This window comes from Streptococcus sp. 1171_SSPC (assembly GCF_001069335.1).
GTDB classification, from domain to species: Bacteria; Bacillota; Bacilli; order Lactobacillales; family Streptococcaceae; genus Streptococcus; species Streptococcus xiaochunlingii.
The window spans coordinates 1-22,147 of record NZ_JWAK01000015.1 but is presented as its reverse complement, the minus strand read 5'-3'; the positions used below and the strand labels follow the sequence as shown (position 1 = coordinate 22,147).

The window sequence follows — 22,147 nt, the reverse complement described above, 5'->3', positions numbered from 1 at the left end:
GTCAGGGCTCTTAGTGAGATCTGATCACCTTCATCTCTTACAACAAATCCTCAATCAGCTCATCGACTTCATCCGCTTCCGCTTGAGGCGTGATTTCTGTCACGATGATACCTGCGACAGCCCGCTCCACCAAAGCTTCCACGTCCATACGTTCCTCATACTTCTCCGCATTTTTGAGTTTCGGATTAGTCTTTGGACGATCCGGTGCAAAGATGGTACAGCAATCTTCGAAAGGCTGGATAGAGATTTCAAAGGTATCAATGGCTTGGGCGATATCGATAATCTCCAACTTGTCCATAGTCACCACTGGACGAATGACGGGCGTATTGGTCACGGCATTGATAGCCTGCATGCTCTCCAGTGTTTGGCTGGCAACCTGACCAAGACTTTCCCCATTGATGATGACTAAGCCACCACGAATTTGACGGATACGGTCTGTAATGCGCATCATAAAGCGACGGGTCAGAGTCATGAGATAAGCTTCCGGCGCCTTGGCTTTAATCTCTTCTTGAATCTCAGTAAAAGGTACCTCGATAAACTGGATATTGCCCCCAAACTTAGTCAATTTACGAGTTAAATCGTGGGCTTTTTTCAGCGCACCCGGGCTGGTATAAGGCGGGCTAGCAAAGTGAACCGCTTCAATGTCCACACCACGCTTCAAGGCTAGGTAACCCGCTACTGGAGAATCAATCCCACCAGATAGCATGAGCATGCCTTTACCAGACGTCCCAACTGGCAGACCACCTGCTCCCTTAATGGTTTCATAAGAGATATAGGCTGCTTCTTCCCGGATCTCTACTTGGAGGTTGATATCCGGTTTTTTCATTTGGGCTTGGATACTTGGGATCGCTTCAAAGACAGCGCCACCCAAGGTTTGGTTGAGCTCACGGCTATCCAACTCAAAAGAATGGTCACTTCGTCTGCTGGAAATCTTGAAGGTCATCCCTTCTTGGTAAATATCCTGCATGATTTCTTGAACGGCTGAAATCAAGGCTGAGACTGATTTTTCAATCTTGTAAACGGGTGAAAAATTTTGAATCCCGAAGACCTGTTTGAGGGATTCAGCTACCTGTTCATAATCCGTTCCATTTAGATAGGCATGGGCTCGGTCCCGATCGGCTGTCACTTTGACAGCTGGGTAAATAGACAAGACATCTGAGATATTATTGCGCAATTTATTAATAAAGCGCATCCGGTTCTTTCCTTTAGTAGAAAGCTCCCCATAGCGGATCATAATTTCTGAATAAGTTAATGGCATAGTAACTTCCTTTTCTTTTCCTTAACGCACCTTACGTGTTTTTTCATAAATCAGTTTGAACTTGGTCAAAAATTGCTCGACCTGACTCATGTCATTTTCGAGATCAAGACTGAGGCGGACTGCTGTTTGTGCCAGAGCCTTATCGACTCCCATAGCAATCAGGGTTCCAGCTGGTTTGCCAGCCTTGGAAGAGCAGGCAGAGGTTGTCGAGATATAAATCTCATACTCTTCGAAAGCGTGGACGATGACTTCTCCTCGCACACCCTTGATGCCGAAAGTCAAGATATGGGGTGCAAAGCCCTCATCTCCTGAGAAGACAGTCACATCTGGATAGTGGGCTAATTCTTCACGAATAACTTCCTTCAACTGATGGCACTTGCGTTCAAAGTCCTCTTGACGCTCCATCGCCAAGCGCAAGGCCTTGGCAGTCGCTGCAATTCCAGCTAAGTTCTCAGTCGTCGAACGAAGGTCCTTTTCTTGTCCGCCACCTGTTAAGAGGGGACTGATCTTTTTGCCTTCTTTGAGATAGAGGAAACCAACCCCACGAAGTCCATGGAACTTGTGACTGGAGAAGGTGGCTAGATCCACCCGTTCTGGCAGGTAGAGAGCGGTTGAAACCTTAGCCAGCGCCTGAACGCCATCGACATGGAAGGTGATGGTCGGACGATCTGCCAATAGATCCGCAATGGCTTGAATAGGCTGGATAGAACCTACTTCGTTATTAACTGCCATGATAGAAACGAGGGTTGTATCAGGGCGCAAGAGTTTTTCCAACTCTTCTACTTGGACAAAGCCACGCGCATCAACTGGAGCAATATCCACTTCAAATCCTTGACCTTGTAGCCAGAGGGCTGATTCCTTCACAGCCGGATGCTCAATAGCTGAGACAATGATGTGCTTTCCATAAGGAGCTTTTTCAAAAGCAACTCCCTTGATCGCCCAGTTGTCTCCTTCAGTTCCACCTGAGGTGAAATAGATTTCTTCTGCTTTCTTGCCTAGGAGGGAAGCAATCTGCTTACGAGATGCCTCCAAGATCCGAGTCGCTTGACTTCCCAGGTTGTGCAAGCTGGAGGGATTGCCCCAAATTTTGCTTGCGACTTCTGTGTAGGTAGCCAAGGCTTCTGGATAAGGTTTGGTTGTTGCTGAATTATCAAAGTAAATCATCTTCCACACTCTCCTAGTCAATTTTCAATCATCTTATTGTAACATTTATAGGTTGGAGGGACAAGGATTTGGCAGGCTTCATTTTGTTCCTAGTTTCAGACAGAAAACTTGTAAATTTCTCAAAATAGCTTATGATGAAGATGGAGAGTTTTGTAAAACGCTTACAAGATCCCCTGTTGTTTTTTATGACCTACTCAAGTCCAGAACTGGAACGGATTGAAGTTACAAGGAGACAAGCATGAAACGACCGATCTATTTTTCCATTGCCCTAGCTGGAAGTCTTGCTATTGGAGGACTGCTCACTGTCCTACCACCACTTCCATTTGCCCTCCCTTCTGCCCGACTAGCCTGTCACGGTAAAGGACAGTGTGACCTACAACAGCCCTTGGAGAAGCCACCTTACTTTAGGGAAGATGAAGGCAGTCTCCGAGAAATGAGCCTTATCCAACCAATCCCTGGTGAATCCGATAGCCACATCGAATTTAATTGCTTGGTCGAATACAATGGCTGGTTCCGTCGTATTATCCGTGTCAAAGATGTAAAAGTGATTTCAAAAACCAAGGAATTCAAGGGTAAAATTGACTACTCTATCCCGGATCCAAACAAGATAGAGATTCAGGCGAATGGCCAGTTTATCTCTCCTAATGACTCCTCTAGTTTTAGTAACCATGAAATCATCAGCCAGCCTAGTCAAACAAACCAAGCAATTTCCGTCTCTGAAAAAGGACAGGCAAACTTTGAAACGTCCTCTGAAGCAAGCGAGACTCAAAGCGTCCAGTTTGAAAGCAATTTGAAATTTTAAAAACCTCTTTCATTTCTTCTTAGACATTTTCATAAAAATAACGTATAATGACTAAAGTGTTCACATAAAAGAACCAAATATGAAATGAAGAGGAAACAGATTATGTCACAATACTCACGAAAAGAAAAACACCAAGACAGCAACAAACCATCAAGAAGCGAAAAAGTGAAACAGAGCCTTTCTTTATTCCAGATGATTGTCGCAACGATTGCTAGTCTTCTCGGGATTATCGTTACTTCCTTTACTATTTACAGTATCATGAAACCGACAACTAAGACAGAGGAGAAAAAAGATGGCTCCACTAGCGTTGTGGTTGTCCATGAAAAGGATGGATCTGCTACTGATTCAAGTGCTACCGGAACGGACACCAGTGCTAGCAGCAACCAAGCATCCGAATCAAGCTCTGAACAAACCGATTCTTCACAGGCAGAAACCAGTGCCAGTGAAGCTCCTGCAGACACAACACCATCTGCTACAGATACTGAATCATCTGCTAACCAGTAAAAAAAAAGACCGTTTGGTCTTTTTTTGTTTCTAAAATAGAAAAGCCTCTGTCGGCCAGAAATCCTGACTGATAGAGGCTTGATTTTATTTGATCACTTCTTGTGTCTTCGCATAGTTGGCTTCGACAGCTTCTTTTTCGGCTTTCCACCAGTCTTGGTTATCTGTATACCACTTAATGGTTTCTTCCAAACCTGCTTCGAAGTTTGTGAATTGTGGTTCCCAACCTAATTCTTCACGCAATTTTGTTGAATCAATAGCGTAACGCAAATCGTGACCAGCACGGTCTGTTACACGGTCGTAAGCATCTTTTGGTTGTCCCATTTTTTCAAGGATGAGCTCAAGCACTTCTTTGTTGTTCTTTTCACCATCGGCACCGATCAGGTAAGTTTCACCGATACGGCCTTTAGTGAGGATAGCCCAAACACCAGTTGAGTGGTCGTTAGTGTGGATCCAGTCACGGACGTTCTTCCCTTCACCATAAAGTTTTGGCTTGATGCCAGACAAGATATTGGTGATTTGACGTGGGATGAATTTTTCGATGTGTTGGTATGGTCCGTAGTTGTTTGAACAGTTAGAAATCGTTGCTTTGACACCAAATGAACGTACCCAAGCTTTCACAATCAAGTCTGAAGCAGCCTTGGTTGATGAATAAGGTGATGATGGGTTGTATTTGGTTTCAGCAGTGAATTTTTCACCAGGACCTTCCCCATGTCCAGGGAGATCTTCACGCAATGGAAGGTCTCCATACACTTCGTCTGTTGACACGTGGTGGAAACGAATATCGTATTTACGAGCAGCTTCCAAGAGTGTGTAGGTACCAATGAAGTTTGTATGGATAAATGGTGATGGGTCATTCAATGAATTGTCATTGTGGCTTTCAGCTGCATAGTGAACGATCGCATCAGCCTTAGCAGCCAGTTGGTCAACCAATGCTGCGTCAGCAATGTCACCCACAACCAATTCAACACGGTCCCCAAGGATTTCTTCGATGTTGGCACGGTTACCTGCGTAAGTGAGTTTGTCAAGGACAGTCACATGCACGTCTGGATGGTTGTTGTAGACATAGTGTACGAAGTTTGAACCGATGAAACCAGCGCCACCGGTTACGATGATGTTTTTGTATTCAGTCATTTTTTCTCCAAATAGTTTTTAGTTTTGATTGTTCCTTTGGCTAGTGAGGGACGCCAGCAACCCTTCGGTTTCATGGCTAAATCCGGAGCCCATGTCTCCGGATTTCCCTACAAGATTCCCTACGGCAATCTTGTTTCCACTAGGGCAGGAACAATCCTACCAAGCTCCTTGCAGTCGCAAAAATACTGTGCAAGGTTTATTTTTACAAATCTTCTGCTTTTAGGGGTTTGACGTCTTTGAGCAATGGGTGGTTCTTATCTGCTTCTGAGACTTCTGCTTCTTCCAAGTTTTCCCATTGGATGTCTAGGCTTGGGTCTGCATAGTTGACAAAAGCATATTTTGGCTTGAGCTCCAATGCCCAGTAGTCATTGACCAAATAGCTGTAGGCTACTTTGTCAGACAAAACTTGGAAACCATTGGCTACGCCACGAGGAACAAAAATCCCTTTAGAGGCATCGATCACAGTTTGATAGGTGTTCCCAAATGTTTCACCTTCACGAAGGTCTACCCAAGTGCCAAGAACCTTTCCTTCATCTGCCACAGAAATGTACTTGTCCCAAGGTTCTGCATGCAGACCACGTAAGACATGCTTGCGCGAGAAAGAAACGTTATTTTGCAACTTGCCTTCGGCAAAGAAGCTTTCAGGGAAGCCAAGAGGAAGCATTTTTTCCTTTTGGAAGTTTTCCTTGAACCAACCACGGTTGTCCCCATGAACTGGAATATCAAACTCCATCAAACCTGGGATGGCTTCAATCTTGCGGGCTGCTAATTCTTTTCCGAAAAATTGTTCTGTCATTAAACTTCTCCAATCAAACGGAGCAAGTATTGTCCGTATTCATTTTTCTTAAGAGGTTGCGCCAATTCATGGACTTGTTCTTTGGTGATATAGCCCATGCGATAGGCGATTTCTTCAAGGTTGGCAACTTGGACGTTTTGCAAGCGTTGAACAGTCTCGATATATTGAGAAGCCTGCAAGAGACTTTCGTGAGTTCCCGTATCCAACCAAGCAAAGCCGCGGCCCATGAGCTCAACAGAGAGATCTCCACGCTCCAAATAAGCCTTGTTGACATCAGTGATTTCAAGCTCGCCACGAGGACTTGGTTTGATGTTTTTGGCAATTTCTACCACATCATTGTCATAGAAGTAAAGTCCAGTCACTGCAAAATTCGATTTTGGATGTTCTGGTTTTTCTTCGATAGAGATGGCGTTCATATCCGAATCAAACTCTACCACACCGAAGCGTTCTGGATCTTTGACTTGGTAACCAAAGACAGTCGCTCCTTTTTCTTTTGCTTCAGCCCGTTGCAACATCTTGGTTAAGCCATTTCCATGGAAGATATTATCTCCAAGAACGAGGGCAACATGATCGTCACCAATGAACTCTTCACCAATGATAAAGGCTTGTGCCAAGCCGTCTGGACTTGGTTGTTCTGCATAAGAGAGGGAAATACCAAGTTCAGAACCATCTCCAAGAAGCTCTTCAAAACGAGGAAGATCTTGCGGAGTTGAGATAATCAAGATTTCTTTGATCCCTGCCAACATAAGAGTTGACAATGGGTAGTAGATCATTGGTTTGTCATAAATGGGCATCAACTGTTTGGAAGCGGCACGGGTCAAAGGATACAAACGAGTCCCCGAACCACCGGCTAAAATAATACCTTTCATAATGTTAGGCCTTTCTACGTAGTCATTACCCTTATTTTATCATGTTTATATAAAAAAGTCACCTTGCATTTGTGTTGCAAGGTGATGACCGGAGATGAGAGTTGTAGAATTGTTAGCATTGGTCTTACTCATGATTCAAATAGATTACTGCTCCTTGACTGAGCCGTCTGAAAACCTTACCTTGTAGTAGAGCCCACTCAACCACTTCGTCTTGCTCGACAATCCAAAGAAAATTGAGAGGCTAGGACTTTTGTCCCAGCCTACTTCTTCACATACTGATCAACTGGATAATCTGCTGGATCCAAGCGCACCTTTCCTCCTGCCACTAGTTGGGCTAGATGCCAACCAATGAGGGGACCCGTTGTGAGGCCGGACGAACCTAGTCCACTAGCGACATAGAGGCCTGCTTGATCAGGAACAGCTCCCCAAAATGGTGAAAAGTCACTGGTGTAGGCCCGAGTACCCACGCGCTCGCCGACAACTGTCGCTTGAGCTAGTTCTGGATAGTAGGCCAAGGCTTCTGTTTCCATCTGATTTAGCAGAACTTGATCAACCGTCAGGTCAAAGCCCATCTCATTCTCATGGGTAGCGCCCATACTGATTTTGCCATTTTGGAAGGGAATGATATCCAACTCTCCTTCAGGCATGACCACGGGATAATCATCAGTAACTAAGTCTAGCTGATAATCCCGCAACTGTCCTTTTTGGGGACGGACATCGACTTGGTAGCCAAGTGGCTCGAGCACCTGACTCAGCCAGGCTCCTGTCGCTAGGATAACTTGGTCATAGCTTTCTCCTGCTATCTGATAGCCATGATCCGAGGCGGAAAGAGCAACCTCTTCCTTGATGACTCTTGCCCCACTTGCCTTTAGAAGGGTTTCCGTTAGAAGGGCTCCCTCTACATGGGCCCCACCTGATGAATAAAGGAGATTCTCAAACCCTTGCAGACCTGGGAATTGCTGGGCCACTTCTTCTGTGGTCAAAATCGATAAGTCTCCGATTAAGGGAGATTCTTCCCGTCGACTCAGCGCCAACTGATAGAGTTCATCTAATTTCTCTTCCTTCTTCTTAAGGAGATAGACCCCTGTCTGCTGGTAAAAGTCTGTTTCGATTCCGTCCTTGGCCAGGTCCTCTACCAATTCTTGGTAAAAATCAGCTCCCAGACGAGCCAGACGATACCAGGCCTTATTCCGCCGTTTGGAAAACCAAGGGCTGATAATGCCTGCCGCTGCCTTAGTTGCTTGGCCGACTCCATGGTCATAGACGGTCAGATCCACTTGTGCTTCTTTGGATAAATAATAGGCGGCAGTAGACCCTACGATCCCTGCACCGATAATGGCAACTTTCATGATGGCCACTTAGATATGGTAAAAAGGATTGGTACTGGCTTGACTGCCAATCACTTCAATCTCCCACGCTTCTTCAGCTTTCCACTGATTGAGCTTTTCTACTAGTTTCGAGACAAAGAGAACCTCGATATGGTGCCCTGGATCCAAGGCCAAGAGCCCATCGCTCAGCATGTCTTGAGCCGTGTGGTAGTAGATATCTCCTGTGATATAGACCTCAGCTCCTTTAGCGAGAGCATCCTTGTAAAAGGACTGGCCACTTCCTCCACAGATGGCGACACGCGCAACAACCCGATCCAAATCAGTCTGGTCATAACTGACCAAGCGCAAAGCATCTAGGCCAAAAGTTTCTTTGACCTTTTCAGCCAACTGACCAAAGGTTTGGGCGGACAGCTGACCGATGCGCCCGATTCCGAGTTCTTCTCCTGTTATACTGAGGGGCTCTGTATCTTCAATGTCCAAAAGTTGGCAGAACCAATCGTTGAGACCATCTGGGACAATGTCAATATTGGTATGGCTGACGTAGACTGCGATATCATGCTTGATCAAATCGATATAGATTTGATTTTGGGCCCGATCGGCTACCAAATCCTTGATGGGACGGAAAATGGGCGCGTGCTTGACGATGATCAAGTCCACCCCATGGGCGATAGCTTCTGCCACCGTCTGCTCGCGGATATCCAGAGCCACCATGACCTTTTGGATGTCTTTTTGTAGCGTGCCGACCTGTAGGCCACGGACATCTCCCTCCATGGAAAGCTCCTGAGGACAATAGGCTTCATAGCGTTTGATGACTTCACTTGCTAACATGTAGAACCTCCTTGATTTGTGCGATGCGCTCTTCTAACGATGCTCTGGCAGATTGATTATCAACTGGGACCTGCTCCAAGGCAAAGGCTAATTTCTCTACTTCCTTGGACCACTTTTGGACAAATGCTGGAGCTTGTTCCCGCATCAAATAGGGACCAAAACGCAGTTCCATAGCTGTCAACTCTTGAGAACCCTGTTCCACCACGAGGATCTCATAGAACTTCTCATTTTCTTCCAAGATTGCTTCATCAACAATGCGGAAATCATGGTCTACTAACCAAGCCCGCAGTTCATCTTCCCGATTATTGGGCTGTAGGACCAAGCGAGAGACATTGGCTAATTTTTCAAGACCTGCTGCTAGGATATCAGCAATCAAGCGTCCTCCCATGCCAGCAATGGTGATACAGGAAATGCCGTCTGCTGGTTCAAAGGCAGCCAAACCATTGGCCAGACGGACCTCAATCTTGTCCTCCAAGCCATTATCTGCGACATTTTGGAGGGCAGACTGATAGGGTCCCTCAACCACTTCACCAGCAATGGCAGCCTCAATCTTGCCTTCTTGTAAGAGGGCGATTGGCAGATAAGCATGGTCACTCCCCACGTCCAACAGACGCGCTCCAGCTGGGACGAAGCTAGCCACCAAGTCCAAGCGATTTGATAATTTTGTAAATTCCATGTGCTACTTTCTAAACTTTTATTCCATCCTTTAGTATACCATGTTTGCACCATTAAAAAAAGGCGCAACGGCGCCCTTTTCTTATGCATTAATTTCCTTATACTCTACTTCCAAGCCACGTTTTACAGCTGGGCGATTAGCAATTTTCTCTGTCCAAGCTTGCAAATGCTTGTATTCCTTCACATCTAGGAAAATTCCTGCTCGGTCCCAGACCTTGTCTTGGGCTAGACGGCCATACCAAGACCAGATGGCAATATCCGCAATGGTATAGTCATCTCCTGCAATATAAGGTTTAATCGCCAATTCCTTGTCCAGTAGGTCCAATTGGCGTTTAGCTTCCATAGCAAAACGGTTGATGGCATACTCGATTCTCTCAGGAGCATAATGGAAGAAATGGCCAAATCCTCCGCCTAAAAAAGGCGCGGCACCTGTCTGCCAAAAGAGCCAGTTGAGAACTTCTGTCCGTTTAGCAGGATCAGACGGGATTAATTGGCCAAATTTCTCTGCTAGATACAAGAGAATATTGGCTGATTCAAAGACCCGAATGTCTTGATCGCCTGATTGATCCAACATGGCTGGAATTTTTGAGTTGGGATTGATGGCTACAAAGTCACTGCCAAATTGATCTCCCTCGCCAATCTTAATCCGATAAGCATCATAACCAGCTTCCACTCCCAACTCTTTTAATTCTTCCAGCATAATGGTGGCCTTGATCCCATTAGGTGTTGGAAGGGTATAGAGTTGGAAAGGCTGGTCGCCTTTTGGAAGAGTTTGTTCAAAGCGGGCACCTGCTGTTGGTTGGTTCAAACCACCCCAGGCTCCTCCCATCTGGCTCGGTGCTTCCCATACTTCTGGTAATTGATAGTCTGACATACTTTTCTCCTTTGTCTATGTTACTACTAGCATATCAAATCCAGTCGCTACTTTCAAAAATCTGCTACACTAGCTTTACTTGACTTTTCTTGGCAAAATGATAGTATAGAAAAAATACATTTTGAAGGAGAAAAAACATGTCCACGATCGACTTTCATAGTTTGGCAAAGACAGAACTACACTGCCACTTAGACGGTTCCTTGTCTCTTCCGACCATTCGCCAATTGGCAGCCATGGCCAATATTGACCTTCCTGCTAGTGATGAAGAGCTCAAGCACCATGTCACTGCACCTGCCCACTGTGAGAATCTTTTGGACTATTTGGAGGCCTTCGACTACATTCGCCCTCTTCTTCAGACCAAGGAAGCCTTGACCCTTGCTGCTTATGATGTGGCCAAGCAAGCTGCTTTGGAAAATGTCGTCTACATTGAGGTTCGTTTTGCCCCAGAATTGTCCATGGACCAAGGGCTCACTGTCCCAGAAACTATCGATGCTGTCTGTGAAGGACTGCGCCAAGCCCAGGATGAATTTGGCATTGTCTCAAAAGCCCTCGTCTGTGGTATGCGCCAGTCGGATCAAGAACTCACCTCTCGTATCCTGGCAGAAGCCAACCAAGTTAGGGATCAAGATTTTGTCGGCTTTGACTTCGCTGGGGATGAACACCACTACCCACCACAAGCCATTGATGCCCTCATCCAACAGGTTAAAAGGTACAACCGTCCCATGACCCTGCATGCTGGCGAGTGCCACTGTCCAGCCAACGTCGCTCAATCCATGGCCTATGGCATCAAACGAAATGGTCACGTGACCTTGCTAGCGGATGAACCAAAGCTTCTAAAAGAGTTTGTGAAAAATGGGGTCACCGGTGAGCTCTGTTTAACTAGTAACCTTCAAACCAAGGCAGCTACCACTGTGGCGGACTTCCCTTACCTCAAGATGAAGGAAGCTCAAGCCCATATCAGTATCAACACCGATAACCGGACCGTCTCTGATACCGACCTGGCCAAGGAATATGCCCTCTACCATCGCCACTTCCAAACGACGCCAGCTGACTTTTACCAGCACAATGTCGATGCCATCCAAGCTTCCTTTGCTAGTGATGAGGAAAAACAAGAACTCCTCACCAAACTAGAAAAAGCTTACGCGGACTATTTATAAACAAAAAAAGCTAGCACTTTATGAGTGCTAGTTTTTTAATCTTTCCACAAATCCATCGCCTGTAAGAAATCATCTGAAACTGTGACATTTTCAGGCTGAAGGGCTTCCCGTTCTTGTTGTTTGATTTTTAATTGTGTCAAACTGGTAATGCCCTCCCGTCGCCAATTGCGCAGAATGGCCTGAATGTATTTCCAGTGAGGTTTGCCATTAAAGACAGCTTCTCTCAAGGCAGCCTTCACAATATCAGGGTCTGTTTGGTCCTGCTTGACTGTCTGCGTCAAATCTTCGATTTCAAATGGCGTCAACAAACGTCCCAACTCCTGCTCAAAGGTTTTGACCAAATCAGCCAGTTCATTCTCTGCTTGCTTGTCTTGCCCACGCTTTGCGGTATCTGTCTTACTTTGAAGCAGGTCATCCAAGCGTTCAAGGGCAATAGTCGCATCAAATAGAACTTCAATCTCTCCATCCAGCTCAATGGTCCGATATTGGAGCAACCCTTGGTTGGTCAGGCGAGACATGGACTGGTTGACTTCTGTGACAGACTTGCCAATCGCATCTGCAATTTGATTCGGCGTGAGGCTGGATTGGTTGGTCGTGTTTTGCAAGTAAAAGAACTGCCAAACCAGAAAATCCTCTGCGTCTTTAAATAAATGGTGATAATGGAAAAGTAAGGCACTTGGTAAGACCAAATTGCCCGACTTAAATGCTTGTGAATATGTCATACTACCCCTTTATAGGTAACCATAAAATGAAATATCTTTTTCTAACTCCTCCAAACGATAAGGAGTCTCTTGGTAAACTGCATAATTGATCCAATTACTAAAGAAGTTGGCTGCCGCTAAGTTCCACCGCATCCGAGGGTCCCGACTACTGTCATCCTGATCGTAATAATTCTTTGGAAGATCTGGATTCAAGCCTGCTTTGACATCTCGCTGGTATTCCTTGGCCAAGGTATCACGGTCATACTCCAAATGACCAAAACTATAGACCTCTCGAAGGTCTGGACTGGCCAGGATAGATAGTCCTACTTCACCCCCCTGAGCCAGGACTTGCAAGTTACTCTTCTCCAGCACTTCCTTAAGGGGGACATCTGTATAACGTGAGTGAGGGGCCAAGAAAGCATCGTCAAAGCCACGCATCAAGCGATTCTGCGGATTCATGACTGTTTGCTCATAGATCCCAGATAGCTTGTCGCAGAGGGCTACTTTTTCAATCCCATAGCGGTAATAAAGACCAGCTTGGGCACCCCAACAAAGGTGCAGAGTTGAAAAGACATGGCGCTTCGACCAAGCAAAGACCTTTGTTAACTCCTCCCAGTAATCCACTTCCTCAAAGGCTAGTTTCTCTACTGGAGCTCCCGTAATGATCAAGCCGTCATAATAGTTCTCTTTAATATCCTCGAAGGATTTGTAGAAGACTTCCATATGTTCTGCCGCTGTCGTCTTAGACTCATGGCTCGTCATATAGAGGAAATCCACATTGATCTGCAAGGGAGTATTGGCCAGGAGGCGTAAGAGTTGAGTCTCAGTGGCTACCTTAGTCGGCATGAGATTCAAAATCAGAACATTCATCGGACGAATATCTTGGTGAGTTGCCCGAATATCATCCATGACAAAAATATTTTCTGAGCGAAGAATATCAACTGCTGGTAATTTCTTATCTAAGGTAATTGGCATAAAAAGCTCCCATCTTACAAGTTGTTACCTCTTATTATAAGACAGGAGCATATAGTTTTCAATTATGGTTTTTCTCTATCTAGATATAGCTCTAAACTATATTAGTAATGCATCAAGACCTTGTAATCGTAGTCTCCGATTGCTTCGCGGCCTTTGAGATCATCGAGCTCGATCAAGAAGGCACAACCTGCAACCACTCCACCGAGTTTTTCGATCATTTCGATGGTTGCTTTAACGGTACCGCCTGTTGCCAAGAGGTCATCGACGATGAGAACGCGTTGACCTGGTTTGATAGCATCGGCGTGCATGGTCAAGGTATCCACACCGTATTCTTTTTCGTAGTCCGCTGAGATGACTTCACGAGGCAATTTGCCAGGTTTACGAACAGGCGCAAAACCAATACCGAGCTCGAAAGCGACCGGACATCCAACAATGAATCCACGCGCTTCAGGGCCGACGATCATGTCGATTTTCTTATCCGTTGCGTATTGAACGATTTCACGAATCGCATAACTATAAGCATTGCCATCTGCCATCAAAGGGCTGATATCACGGAAGGTAATTCCTTCTTGTGGATAGTTCTCAATGCTTGCAATGTAATCTTTTAAATTCATTTCTAACTTCTTTCAAAATTTATGTTTACATTTCATTATACCATGAAAATTTATGAGATGCACTTGAAAGTCTTAAAAAAGCAGACTTTAGTATGATTCATGAGCAATCGTTACTTTTCATCAGAAAGCAAATAATCATAGATTTCTTGCACAGACCCTAGGGCCATGAGTTCCTGGTCTTTGACCGTCTGCACCAAATCCTGATAGATGGAACTAGAGGCAATTTCCTTCTTCTCCGCATCCTTGTTAACCGTCATGATGCCATTTTTAATCTGGACAAAGCCCAACTCTTGGAAGATTTGGATCATCTTGATCAACAAAACTTGTGGAATCTTGAGGTAGTCAGATAGTTGGCTGAGCTTATGGCGAATATCAAACTCAGGGAACTGATACAGCGTTTTGTAGAGTTTGGCATACTGATCACGACTGCCGTAGCCTGTCAGGTAATAGGCCTTGTCTAGTTCATTTTTAAAATAGACCGCTTGCAAGCTCTGTTCTTGGAAGAAGGCTTTTAAGTCAGCCAGATCATCCGGGATGCGATCGATGACAATAGCAGGGCAATCTTCCCCTTCTTCCAACTGACTAAAGAGGGGGATGGCTTGTGGGAGAGGAGCATTTTTCCCTCGAATATTGTAGAGTTGAACTCCTTCTACACGGGCGTCCACGACCATCAGTTGCAGGGTGGTCTGTCCATTCCACTGATTGACGGACAAGGATACCACCAACTCCAAGTTTTTTGCTTGGGAGTACTCCAATTCCAAATGGCCCTGACCAAAAGCCACCACATCAAAGCGGGCATCGCCTTTTTGAATCTTCAACTTCAGATGGCTATTGCCAGCCCCCATGGTCCGACTAGACTCCACTTGAAAATCACGAATGTAAAAGACAGGTTTCTTATGGTCCATCCCAAAAGGAGCGAGACGGTCAAAACTCTTTAAGGTATCCAAGGTCAGCTCTTCTAGGTCCAACTCCTCATCCACGAAGAGTGTGGATTTGGCCGTCAGGTCAATCCCTTTTCCTACAATATAGTCAGAAAAAATCTCGGTCAAACGAGGGAGCTTGTCCACTTCCAAAGTCATACCAGCTGCACCCGCGTGGCCCCCAAAGGCGATAAAGAGATCACGATGGGGATCTAGGGCTTCAAAAATATGGACACTTTCGGGACTTCGTGCACTTCCCTTGGCCTTGCCTTGGTCTATGGTGAGGACGATGATAGGCTGATGGAGCTCTTCAAGTAGGCGACCGGATACGATCCCTAGGACACCAGGATTCCAGCCTTCCTTGGCCAAGATTTGAACGGGAAGACTTGGGTCGACCATGGCTTTGGCCTCATCGTAGATGGTTTGGACGATCTCCTTGCGCTCTTCATTCTTGGCTTGAATCATCAGCGCAATTTCCAGCGCTTCTTCATCGTCAAAGCCCGTCAAGAGCTCGACCGCTGGATTTGGGTCATCCAAGCGACCCAGCGCATTGAGACGAGGGGCAATCTGAAAACCAACCGTTTCTTCATTTACATCTTGAGGAGCGATGGTGGCCAGCTTGAGCATTTCCTGGAGACCGATCCGTTGGGTTTGACGAAGGACACCTAGGCCATACTTGACTAGGATGCGGTTTTCGTCTGTCAGACTAACCATATCCGCAATGGTTCCAATGGCTACCAGATCAAGGAAATCTAGGGGCACCTCTTCTAGGAGGGCACAAGCCAACTTAAAGGTAACCCCACAGCCCGCTAGGTGCTTGAAAGGATAATCAGCATCTGGATGCTCGGGGTGAATGATGGCATAGGCATCGGGCAAGACTTCTGGCATGGCATGGTGGTCTGTCACAATAACATCTACTCCCATGCTTTGGGCCAATTCAATGGCTTCGTGGCCTGCTACCCCGTTGTCCACCGTGATGATGAGGGAAATCCCCTGCTGTTCAATAAAATACTTGTAGACACTGGCATTGGGACCGTAGCCATCCGTAAAGCGGTTGGGTAGATAGACAGCTACTTCCGCCCCCATCTGCTCCAGGGTTTCCTTCATAATAGAAGCGGCCGTCATCCCGTCCGCATCATAGTCTCCATAAACTAGGATTTGTTCATAGTCTTCAATGGCTTGGCGAATGCGATCCACTGCCTTGTCCATATCGTGAAGCAGGTAGGGATCATGCAGATCTTCTAGCCGCGGTTCAAGAAAACGATCCAGCGCCTCTTCCGTCTGGATCCCTCGTTCTCCCAGTAACTTGGCTGCAGATGCTTCTAATCCTCTCTTTTTTGCTTGCGCCAAAAAAGTATCATCTGAAAAGGGCGCAGCAAACTGCCATTCATATTTTGACGTGATCATCTGTTTTTCTTTTCTCCCTGTCATCTAGTCTTCTTATTATAACATGAATTATTTTTTCAAATGCGAAAAAATGATTTTACAGAAGAAATGAAGAAAGGATTCCCTATCCGGAAATCCTCTCCATCAAATTTTATAAATCATCCCTGTACAGGCTTGCTCTGAAAGTTCGACAAATCCTAAGGACTGGTAAAAGGCAAGATTTTTCTCGCTCCGTTCAGTGACGAGAAGCCGTTGATAGACGGTGGGGAAGGTCGCTAAAGCCTCTTCTAGGAGTTTCTTTCCGATGCCTTGGCGCTGGTTATCTGGTCGCACCAAGAGGTCCTGTACCAAAAGGACAGAGTGGCCATCACCTACCAAGCGAATGTAGGCGACGAGCTCTTTCTCATCATAGACTCCCAACTGCCAGAGACTGGCTTTAACAGCTTCTTCTAGCATAGCTGGGTTGTTGGTATAATTGGTCCAACCGACCGAGTTGTAGAGTGCGAGTAAGTCTGCCATCGCTGGAATCTCTTGTTTGTACTCTAACATCTTAACTCCTTTTTAACCTATAGTGCTGGAAGAAGGCTATATCCCGATAAGGGGACTCCTGACAAACGGCCAGCTCCATCTGAAGCATGGACTCTCGCCAGCCTTCTTGGCCTTTGAAGTGATTGTCCTGCAAGGCATAAAAGACACGAATTCCCTGGTAGTCCTGAACTTCGAGGGCTAGATCTTCTACTGCTGCACCGAGATCATAGGCCTGGGCCAAGCCCATGGAGTGGGTTTCCAAATCTTGGCCGGCTAAGAGATCAAGCGCCTTCTGAGGATCATTTTCAAAGACGACTGTCTGCAGGACGCGGCCAACTTCATTGTGCTTGACGATGGAGAGTAGGCCACCTGGTTTCAAGAGGCGGGTGAATTCCCTGAGAATCACCTTGCGATCCTCCACATATTCCAAGACATTGTGGCAGAGGATAACATCAAAGCTCGCATCTTCAAGACTTGCTAACTGGTCCAAACTCCCGACGAATTGCTGGTAGGGATGGTCCTGGGCCCGCAAGGCCACCATTTCCTCATTGGGCTCCACAGCAAGGACCTCATTGTCTTTCGCTAGGTGGTTGGCCACCAGGCCAAAGCCACTACCAAAATCAAGCACCCGCTTACCTTTGATGTCCTGTAATTGTTCAAAAAGGATATCATAATAGATCTGTCCCCAGGGTTGCTGGAGGTTTTCTAAATAAGCTTGAATATTGGTTGCCATCCGGTTCCTCCTATTTGAAATTAAACATCTTGCTGGCTAGCTTGTCCGAGATGCGAGGGAAAAGGGTATAGAGCTTGTGGGTCAGGTTCAAAAGCCAAGGCAGATTGAGCTCACGTTTTGCTTTTCCAAAGTTTTTGACAATTTTCTTAGCCACAAAGTCCGGTTCCAAAATGTAGCGATCCACCGCTTTGACATAGCTTCCGTCTGGGTCTGCCTGGTCAAAGAAAGTGGTCCGAATGGGGCCTGGATTGACCGTCGTCACATGAACACCAAAGGGCATGAGTTCCAAGCGCAGGGCATTGGAGAAGCCAATGGCCGCAAACTTAGTAGCTGAATAAAGGCTGGATTTGGCTGTTGCGACGAGACCCGCCATGCTGACGATGTTGACGATGTGCCCCTTGCCTGCTTCCTTCATGTGCGCACCCATCAAGCGTGAAAGCTGCATGAGGGCAAAGGTGTTGACCTCAAACATGGCATGGATCTGCTCATTGGTAATCTGGTCAAACTCTTCAAAGATCCCATAGCCTGCATTGTTGACCAAGACATCAATCTGCCCATAGCGCTGATAGAGCTCTTGGACGAGCTTTTGGACAGATGATGAATCGGTGATATCGATCCCGATGCATTCGGCTTGAGGATGGTCAGCATAGAGTTGTTCCAGTTTCTCTTGATTTCTCCCTAGGAGAATAAGCCGGTCCTCAGGAAGGAGCTTAACCATTTCCTGTGCCAGGCCTCCACTCGCGCCTGTAATGACGATAGTTTGCATCTTAGATCTCCACTTCTTCCAAGTCCTTGACCACATGGACCTTCTCAAACACAGTCGCCGCATCCTTGCGCAATTGACTGACGTCCTTGGAGAGGAAGCGGGCACTGATATGGTTGAGTAGAAGATGTTTGGCTCCTGCTTCACGCGCCACTTCTGCTGCCTGCATATTGGTCGAGTGGCCATGCTTACGAGCAATCTTCTCATCGCCCTTGCCATAGGTAGACTCATGCACGAGAACATCTGCATTGACGGCAAGTCTGACGCTGGCATTGGTCTTCCGGGTATCGCCCAAGATGGTGATGATCTTACCCGGTCGAGGGGCTGAGATATAATCCGCAGCAATGATCTTGGTACCATCTTCCAGGGTAACATCCTGCCCATTTTTGACCTGGCCAAAAAGTGGTCCAAATGGAACCCCTGCTGCCTTGAGCTTGTCTGCGTCGAGGGTCCCTTCCAAATCCTTCTGCATGACCCGGTAGCCGACACAGAAAATGGTGTGGTCCAAGGCCTCGGCATAGACCGTGAACTTATCGGTCTCCATGATTTTCCCAAGTGAACCTTCATCGAACTCATGAAAATGGATCTTGTAAGGCAGGCGTGAACCGGAAACTCGAAGGCTGGTCAAGACAAAGGATTTGATCCCAACCGGTCCATAAATCTCTAAATCCGTCTGCTCTTCATTGGCTTGAAAGGCGCGACTAGAGAGGAAACCTGGCAAACCAAAGATATGGTCCCCATGTAAGTGGGTGATAAAAATCTTGCTGACCTTTCGAGGACGGATGCTGGTTTCTAAGATTTGGTTTTGCGTTCCTTCCCCACAGTCAAAGAGCCAAACTTCATTGATTTCATCCAAGAGTTTGAGGGCTAGACTTGAGACATTACGAGATTTGGACGGCTGTCCCGCACCCGTTCCTAAAAATTGAATTTCCATTGTATTCTTTCTAACTAATATAGATCATAGCAGTCCGATTTTTTGATCGAACGGCGATTTTTCCTGGGTAGGCAGTGGCTAATTGAACCAATTCGTCCTGGTTGTAACCAGATAGACGGATGCTACCATCTGCCAGCTCTTCAAGATTAGACAAAGCTGATAACTCCTTGGTCTCGACTACCTCTTCATCCCTAACCAGACGCATCAAGATCAAGCCTCCCTCTTCATAAACAAGGTAGTGAGGAAAGATTTGCGCTATCTCAAACAAAAGATCCATGCTGATGGCTTCTGCTTGCTGGGCAAAGACTTGAGCTAATCCCTTTTCTCGGTAGCAAAAGCCATAGGCCTTGCCAGAGAGATTGAGACGGACAAAGGGTTTGTCCTCCTCGAAGCTGGGACTGGTCTGATAGAGATCAAAGACCTCAGTGACTTGTTCATAGTAGTCTGTTGCTGCATCGGGGCTCTTCTTTTGGTAAAGCTCAGCGAAGTAGGCATTGATTACACTGGGCGGTGGCGTGATAAACTGGAGCTTTTGCTCTTCTGTCAATCCCGCTAAGACCCGCTCCAAATAGACCTTGTCTAGACTGGTATAGCCCCCATAGCTGAGAGCGATATTAAGATAATCCATGATGATAAAACTCCTCTAGTCTCCATGCATTTTTAGGGGCGATGTAGCCTGTTATGACCTCACCAGTCTCCTCATAGGAACGCTCAGCCAATATGGCAATGGTCTCCAATTCATGGATGCGGTAGGCTTGATCAAAAGGAACCTGAATCGTAAAGGGATGGAAGAGCTCCTGCATCTTTTCAAGTAGAATGTCCTGCAGTTTAGTCCGACTATCGGGATCCTTGGCCGAAACCAGGCGGTAAGGTGTCTGGGTCGGTGTAAAGTCCTCGACCTTATCAGCCTTATTGTAGAGAGTCAAGCGTGGAATCTCCAGCATCTCCAAATCCTTCATAATCTGAAGAACTGTCTTTTCATGCTCTTCATGGTTGGGATCAGAGGCATCGATGACATGGACCAAGAGATCCACATTCTTGCTTTCTTCCAGGGTCGACTTAAAACTGGTCACCAACTCTGTCGGCAAGTCCTGAATAAAACCAACTGTATCTGTCAGAGTTACTTGTAGATTGCCTGTTAGATGGATGCTCTTGGTGGTGGCATCCAAGGTCGCAAAGAGTTCATCTGCCTCGTATTGGGTCTTACTGGTCAAGGCATTCATAATGGTTGATTTGCCAGCGTTGGTATAGCCAATCAAGCCAATCTTAAAGATGGGGGATTCTAGGCGTTTTTCCCGGACCACTTCACGGTTCTTCTCGACCACCTTGAGTTGACGCTCGATATCGGTGATTTGATTGCGGACACTCCGGCGGTTCAACTCCAACTGACTTTCTCCCGGTCCACGGGAACCAATCCCCCCGGCCTGACGGCTAAGCATGATCCCTTGACCCACGAGACGAGGCAAAAGGTACTTGAGCTGGGCTAGATGAACCTGGAGCTTGCCTTCGTGGCTCCGAGCCCGCATGGCAAAGATATCCAAAATCAGCTGCATCCGGTCGATGACCTTCACACCCAAAATTTCTTCTAAATTCACATTCTGGCGAGGGGTCAAACGGTTGTTAACGACAACGGTCGAAACCTTATCCGCATCGACCATTTGGGCAATCTCTTCTAGCTTCCCAGAGCCGACAAAGGTCTTACTGTCGTACTTCTCCCTCTTTTGAGTGTAGACGCCGACGACTTCTGCCCCAGCTGTCTTGGCTAGACTGGCCAACTCCTCCATAGACATGTCAAAGTTCTCCATGCCTTGAAGTTCGACACCGACAATGAGGACCCGCTCCTGTTTTTTCTCAGTTTCTATCATCTAAAAATCTTTCTATATCTTGAAGAACCCGCTCCTTGAAGCCTTCTTCTCCAATCTGGTAAAAATGAACTGTCATCCGATTGCGGAACCAGGTCAACTGGCGCTTGGCAAAACGGCGCGTATTTTGCTTGAGCTGTTCAAGAGCCTCTTCAAGGCTTTGCTCCCCCTTGAAATAAGGGAAGAGCTCCTTGTAGCCAATCCCCTTCGCCGCCTGAACCTCAGGATGGTTCTCATATAGCCACTGAGCTTCTTCTAACAAGCCCTGCTCAACCATGAAATCCACCCGTCGATTGATGCGGTCATACAAGGCTTGGCGATCATCATCTAAACAGATGATATAGGGTTCATGGGCTGGAGCTTGATTTTCCAAGTCCTGACCGAAATGGGCGATTTCCAAGGCCCGCATAGCCCGTCTGCGATTGATTTGCGGGATCTCAATTCCCTCTTTCGCTACTCGGTCAAACAGTTCTTCATCAGTGAGAGGGGACAAGGACTCCCGATAGGCTAGAATATCCTCGTGGGCAACATCCCCTCCTAGGTGATAGCCTTCTAAGAGACTCTGGACATAGAGGCCTGTCCCTCCAGCAATAATGGGAAGGTGGCCTCGTTCTTGAATCTCCTCGATGGCTTGGCTAGCTTCTGTCACAAAATCATAGGCCGAGTAAGTCTCTGTCACCTCGCGGACATCAATCAGATGATGGGGAGCTGCCGACTGATCTTCTGGACTAGCTTTGGCTGTTCCGATATCTAGGGTGCGGTAGACCTGCTGGCTATCTCCGCTGATGACCTCTCCGTTAAAGCGCTTGGCCACCTCGATAGCGAGGGCTGTTTTGCCAACAGCGGTCGGTCCCACTATCACAATTATCTTGTTTTTCATCGTTTTTCCTTGCAAAAATCGCATTTTTTCGTTACCATATATTATAACATAAAAATTTAAAGTTCTAAAAAGGAGAAATTCTCATGGCTAAAGGATTTGGTAAAGGTTTTGTTACTGGTGTTGCTGGTACAGTTGCTGCTGTAGCAGGTGCAGTTTACACATTCAAGAAAAAAGTAATCGAGCCTGAAGAACAAAAAGCAGCTTTCATCGAAGAAAACCGCAAAAAAGCAGCACGTCGTCGTGTATCACACTAATCAAAAGAAAAACTCCGGGAAACCGGAGTTTTTTGAATGGAAACAAACTATTTTTACATTAACTAGCTAGATAATATTTCAAAAATTTTTTATTAGATAAGCATTTAAGCAAATCTAAAACTTTCCGCCGTGAGAAAAAGTGCTTGAACCACTATGGTTCAAGCACTCGATAGTTTTGAAACCTTAGGTTCAAAACTAAGTCATGGAACTT

24 protein-coding genes are annotated in these 22,147 nt (G+C 46.4%); 4 read left to right on the top strand and 20 right to left on the bottom strand.

Annotation, left to right across the window (positions count from 1 at the left end; genetic code table 11):
* Positions 1–37: 37 nt before the first annotated feature.
* Both thiI and ADF75_RS01725 read right to left on the bottom strand, forming a co-directional pair.
* Complete coding sequence (gene thiI, locus ADF75_RS01730) at positions 38–1,258, bottom strand: tRNA uracil 4-sulfurtransferase ThiI (RefSeq protein ID WP_048788931.1); 1,221 nt, start codon at positions 1,256–1,258, stop codon at positions 38–40.
* Positions 1,259–1,279: 21 nt separating this feature from the next.
* Positions 1,280–2,422 carry a cysteine desulfurase family protein gene (locus tag ADF75_RS01725; protein ID WP_048690244.1) on the bottom strand — a complete coding sequence of 381 codons (1,143 nt, stop codon included), beginning with the start codon at positions 2,420–2,422 and terminating at the stop codon, positions 1,280–1,282.
* Between the two features lie 238 nt (positions 2,423–2,660).
* On the opposite strand from ADF75_RS01725, the gene ADF75_RS01720 reads away from it, so the two are divergent.
* Positions 2,661–3,224 carry a hypothetical protein gene (locus ADF75_RS01720; RefSeq protein WP_048690241.1) on the top strand — a complete coding sequence of 188 codons (564 nt, stop codon included), beginning with the start codon at positions 2,661–2,663 and terminating at the stop codon, positions 3,222–3,224.
* Positions 3,225–3,326: 102 nt separating this feature from the next.
* Positions 3,327–3,728 carry a DUF6556 family protein gene (locus ADF75_RS01715; RefSeq protein WP_048690238.1) on the top strand — a complete coding sequence of 134 codons (402 nt, stop codon included), beginning with the start codon at positions 3,327–3,329 and terminating at the stop codon, positions 3,726–3,728.
* Between the two features lie 84 nt (positions 3,729–3,812).
* On the opposite strand, the gene rfbB is transcribed toward ADF75_RS01715, so the two are convergent.
* The 7 genes from rfbB to yghU all read right to left on the bottom strand — a co-directional run bounded on the left by rfbB (position 3,813) and on the right by yghU (position 10,229).
* Positions 3,813–4,859, bottom strand: a complete 1,047-nt coding sequence (gene rfbB / locus ADF75_RS01710; RefSeq protein ID WP_023026717.1) for a dTDP-glucose 4,6-dehydratase — start codon at positions 4,857–4,859, stop codon at positions 3,813–3,815.
* Positions 4,860–5,061: 202 nt separating this feature from the next.
* Positions 5,062–5,655: a dTDP-4-dehydrorhamnose 3,5-epimerase family protein gene (locus ADF75_RS01705; RefSeq protein ID WP_023022979.1), complete on the bottom strand. Its 594-nt coding sequence runs from the start codon at positions 5,653–5,655 to the stop codon at positions 5,062–5,064.
* Positions 5,655–6,524, bottom strand: a complete 870-nt coding sequence (gene rfbA / locus ADF75_RS01700) for a glucose-1-phosphate thymidylyltransferase RfbA (RefSeq protein WP_048788930.1) — start codon at positions 6,522–6,524, stop codon at positions 5,655–5,657. The genes ADF75_RS01705 and rfbA overlap by 1 nt, the downstream gene beginning before the upstream one ends.
* A gap of 260 nt (positions 6,525–6,784) precedes the next feature.
* Complete coding sequence (locus ADF75_RS01695) at positions 6,785–7,876, bottom strand: NAD(P)/FAD-dependent oxidoreductase (protein WP_398578233.1); 1,092 nt, start codon at positions 7,874–7,876, stop codon at positions 6,785–6,787.
* A 6-nt stretch (positions 7,877–7,882) separates the two neighbouring features.
* Positions 7,883–8,680, bottom strand: coding sequence for a Nif3-like dinuclear metal center hexameric protein (locus ADF75_RS01690; RefSeq protein WP_048788928.1), 798 nt, complete (start codon positions 8,678–8,680; stop codon positions 7,883–7,885).
* Entirely contained in the window at positions 8,667–9,356 is a 690-nt protein-coding gene (locus ADF75_RS01685; protein ID WP_048788927.1) for a tRNA (adenine(22)-N(1))-methyltransferase, read from the bottom strand. The genes ADF75_RS01690 and ADF75_RS01685 overlap by 14 nt, the downstream gene beginning before the upstream one ends.
* 81 nt (positions 9,357–9,437) lie before the next feature.
* Positions 9,438–10,229 (bottom strand): glutathione-dependent disulfide-bond oxidoreductase, encoded by a 792-nt coding sequence (gene yghU, locus ADF75_RS01680; RefSeq protein ID WP_048788926.1) that lies wholly within the window; start codon positions 10,227–10,229, stop codon positions 9,438–9,440.
* Positions 10,230–10,366: 137 nt separating this feature from the next.
* Here yghU and add point away from each other — a divergent pair, with 137 nt between their 5' ends.
* Complete coding sequence (gene add / locus ADF75_RS01675; protein ID WP_048788925.1) at positions 10,367–11,386, top strand: adenosine deaminase; 1,020 nt, start codon at positions 10,367–10,369, stop codon at positions 11,384–11,386.
* Between the two features lie 35 nt (positions 11,387–11,421).
* On the opposite strand, the gene ADF75_RS01670 is transcribed toward add, so the two are convergent.
* From ADF75_RS01670 to miaA, 11 genes are all read right to left on the bottom strand, one after another.
* Positions 11,422–12,108: a DnaD domain-containing protein gene (locus tag ADF75_RS01670; protein WP_048788924.1), complete on the bottom strand. Its 687-nt coding sequence runs from the start codon at positions 12,106–12,108 to the stop codon at positions 11,422–11,424.
* A gap of 9 nt (positions 12,109–12,117) precedes the next feature.
* Positions 12,118–13,062: a homoserine O-acetyltransferase MetA gene (gene metA, locus ADF75_RS01665; protein WP_048717344.1), complete on the bottom strand. Its 945-nt coding sequence runs from the start codon at positions 13,060–13,062 to the stop codon at positions 12,118–12,120.
* A 101-nt stretch (positions 13,063–13,163) separates the two neighbouring features.
* Positions 13,164–13,676 (bottom strand): adenine phosphoribosyltransferase, encoded by a 513-nt coding sequence (locus tag ADF75_RS01660; protein WP_003002788.1) that lies wholly within the window; start codon positions 13,674–13,676, stop codon positions 13,164–13,166.
* Positions 13,677–13,786: 110 nt separating this feature from the next.
* Positions 13,787–16,003 carry a single-stranded-DNA-specific exonuclease RecJ gene (gene recJ, locus ADF75_RS01655; protein ID WP_152902312.1) on the bottom strand — a complete coding sequence of 739 codons (2,217 nt, stop codon included), beginning with the start codon at positions 16,001–16,003 and terminating at the stop codon, positions 13,787–13,789.
* Between the two features lie 123 nt (positions 16,004–16,126).
* Positions 16,127–16,531, bottom strand: a complete 405-nt coding sequence (locus ADF75_RS01650; RefSeq protein WP_048788922.1) for a GNAT family N-acetyltransferase — start codon at positions 16,529–16,531, stop codon at positions 16,127–16,129.
* Position 16,532: 1 nt separating this feature from the next.
* Positions 16,533–17,243: a class I SAM-dependent methyltransferase gene (locus ADF75_RS01645; protein WP_048788921.1), complete on the bottom strand. Its 711-nt coding sequence runs from the start codon at positions 17,241–17,243 to the stop codon at positions 16,533–16,535.
* Positions 17,244–17,253: 10 nt separating this feature from the next.
* Complete coding sequence (locus ADF75_RS01640) at positions 17,254–18,009, bottom strand: SDR family NAD(P)-dependent oxidoreductase (protein WP_048788920.1); 756 nt, start codon at positions 18,007–18,009, stop codon at positions 17,254–17,256.
* A 1-nt stretch (position 18,010) separates the two neighbouring features.
* Positions 18,011–18,940 carry a ribonuclease Z gene (gene rnz, locus ADF75_RS01635; protein WP_048788919.1) on the bottom strand — a complete coding sequence of 310 codons (930 nt, stop codon included), beginning with the start codon at positions 18,938–18,940 and terminating at the stop codon, positions 18,011–18,013.
* A 10-nt stretch (positions 18,941–18,950) separates the two neighbouring features.
* The gene (locus ADF75_RS01630) at positions 18,951–19,571 is read right to left on the bottom strand and encodes a cystathionine beta-lyase (RefSeq protein ID WP_048788918.1); all 621 of its coding nucleotides are present in this window, start codon (positions 19,569–19,571) and stop codon (positions 18,951–18,953) included.
* Positions 19,555–20,805 carry a GTPase HflX gene (gene hflX / locus ADF75_RS01625; RefSeq protein WP_048788917.1) on the bottom strand — a complete coding sequence of 417 codons (1,251 nt, stop codon included), beginning with the start codon at positions 20,803–20,805 and terminating at the stop codon, positions 19,555–19,557. Before hflX ends, ADF75_RS01630 begins: the two co-directional genes overlap by 17 nt.
* A complete protein-coding gene (miaA, locus tag ADF75_RS01620; protein ID WP_048788916.1) occupies positions 20,792–21,682 on the bottom strand; it encodes a tRNA (adenosine(37)-N6)-dimethylallyltransferase MiaA in 891 nt (296 codons plus the stop codon). Before miaA ends, hflX begins: the two co-directional genes overlap by 14 nt.
* Positions 21,683–21,765: 83 nt before the next feature.
* Between miaA and ADF75_RS10025 the strand changes: the two genes are divergently transcribed.
* Positions 21,766–21,936: a DUF3042 family protein gene (locus tag ADF75_RS10025; protein WP_003002781.1), complete on the top strand. Its 171-nt coding sequence runs from the start codon at positions 21,766–21,768 to the stop codon at positions 21,934–21,936.
* The last annotated feature ends 211 nt before the right edge of the window (positions 21,937–22,147 follow it).

Bases quoted from the DNA above. Each gene is read 5' to 3' on its own strand.
- ADF75_RS01725 (WP_048690244.1), bottom strand. From the start codon at position 2,422: ATGATTTACTTTGATAATTCAGCAACAACCAAACCTTATCCAGAAGCC.
- metA (WP_048717344.1), bottom strand. From the start codon at position 13,062: ATGCCAATTACCTTAGATAAGAAATTACCAGCAGTTGATATTCTTCGC.
- thiI (WP_048788931.1), bottom strand. From the start codon at position 1,258: ATGCCATTAACTTATTCAGAAATTATGATCCGCTATGGGGAGCTTTCT.
- hflX (WP_048788917.1), bottom strand. From the start codon at position 20,805: ATGATAGAAACTGAGAAAAAACAGGAGCGGGTCCTCATTGTCGGTGTC.
- ADF75_RS01685 (WP_048788927.1), bottom strand. From the start codon at position 9,356: ATGGAATTTACAAAATTATCAAATCGCTTGGACTTGGTGGCTAGCTTC.
- rfbA (WP_048788930.1), bottom strand. From the start codon at position 6,524: ATGAAAGGTATTATTTTAGCCGGTGGTTCGGGGACTCGTTTGTATCCT.
- ADF75_RS01650 (WP_048788922.1), bottom strand. From the start codon at position 16,531: ATGTTAGAGTACAAACAAGAGATTCCAGCGATGGCAGACTTACTCGCA.
- ADF75_RS01640 (WP_048788920.1), bottom strand. From the start codon at position 18,009: ATGCAAACTATCGTCATTACAGGCGCGAGTGGAGGCCTGGCACAGGAA.
- miaA (WP_048788916.1), bottom strand. From the start codon at position 21,682: ATGAAAAACAAGATAATTGTGATAGTGGGACCGACCGCTGTTGGCAAA.
- rnz (WP_048788919.1), bottom strand. From the start codon at position 18,940: ATGGAAATTCAATTTTTAGGAACGGGTGCGGGACAGCCGTCCAAATCT.
- add (WP_048788925.1), top strand. From the start codon at position 10,367: ATGTCCACGATCGACTTTCATAGTTTGGCAAAGACAGAACTACACTGC.
- ADF75_RS01670 (WP_048788924.1), bottom strand. From the start codon at position 12,108: ATGACATATTCACAAGCATTTAAGTCGGGCAATTTGGTCTTACCAAGT.
- ADF75_RS01645 (WP_048788921.1), bottom strand. From the start codon at position 17,243: ATGGCAACCAATATTCAAGCTTATTTAGAAAACCTCCAGCAACCCTGG.
- yghU (WP_048788926.1), bottom strand. From the start codon at position 10,229: ATGTCAGACTATCAATTACCAGAAGTATGGGAAGCACCGAGCCAGATG.
- ADF75_RS01660 (WP_003002788.1), bottom strand. From the start codon at position 13,676: ATGAATTTAAAAGATTACATTGCAAGCATTGAGAACTATCCACAAGAA.
- rfbB (WP_023026717.1), bottom strand. From the start codon at position 4,859: ATGACTGAATACAAAAACATCATCGTAACCGGTGGCGCTGGTTTCATC.
- ADF75_RS01705 (WP_023022979.1), bottom strand. From the start codon at position 5,655: ATGACAGAACAATTTTTCGGAAAAGAATTAGCAGCCCGCAAGATTGAA.
- ADF75_RS01690 (WP_048788928.1), bottom strand. From the start codon at position 8,680: ATGTTAGCAAGTGAAGTCATCAAACGCTATGAAGCCTATTGTCCTCAG.
- ADF75_RS10025 (WP_003002781.1), top strand. From the start codon at position 21,766: ATGGCTAAAGGATTTGGTAAAGGTTTTGTTACTGGTGTTGCTGGTACA.
- ADF75_RS01715 (WP_048690238.1), top strand. From the start codon at position 3,327: ATGTCACAATACTCACGAAAAGAAAAACACCAAGACAGCAACAAACCA.
- ADF75_RS01720 (WP_048690241.1), top strand. From the start codon at position 2,661: ATGAAACGACCGATCTATTTTTCCATTGCCCTAGCTGGAAGTCTTGCT.
- recJ (WP_152902312.1), bottom strand. From the start codon at position 16,003: ATGATCACGTCAAAATATGAATGGCAGTTTGCTGCGCCCTTTTCAGAT.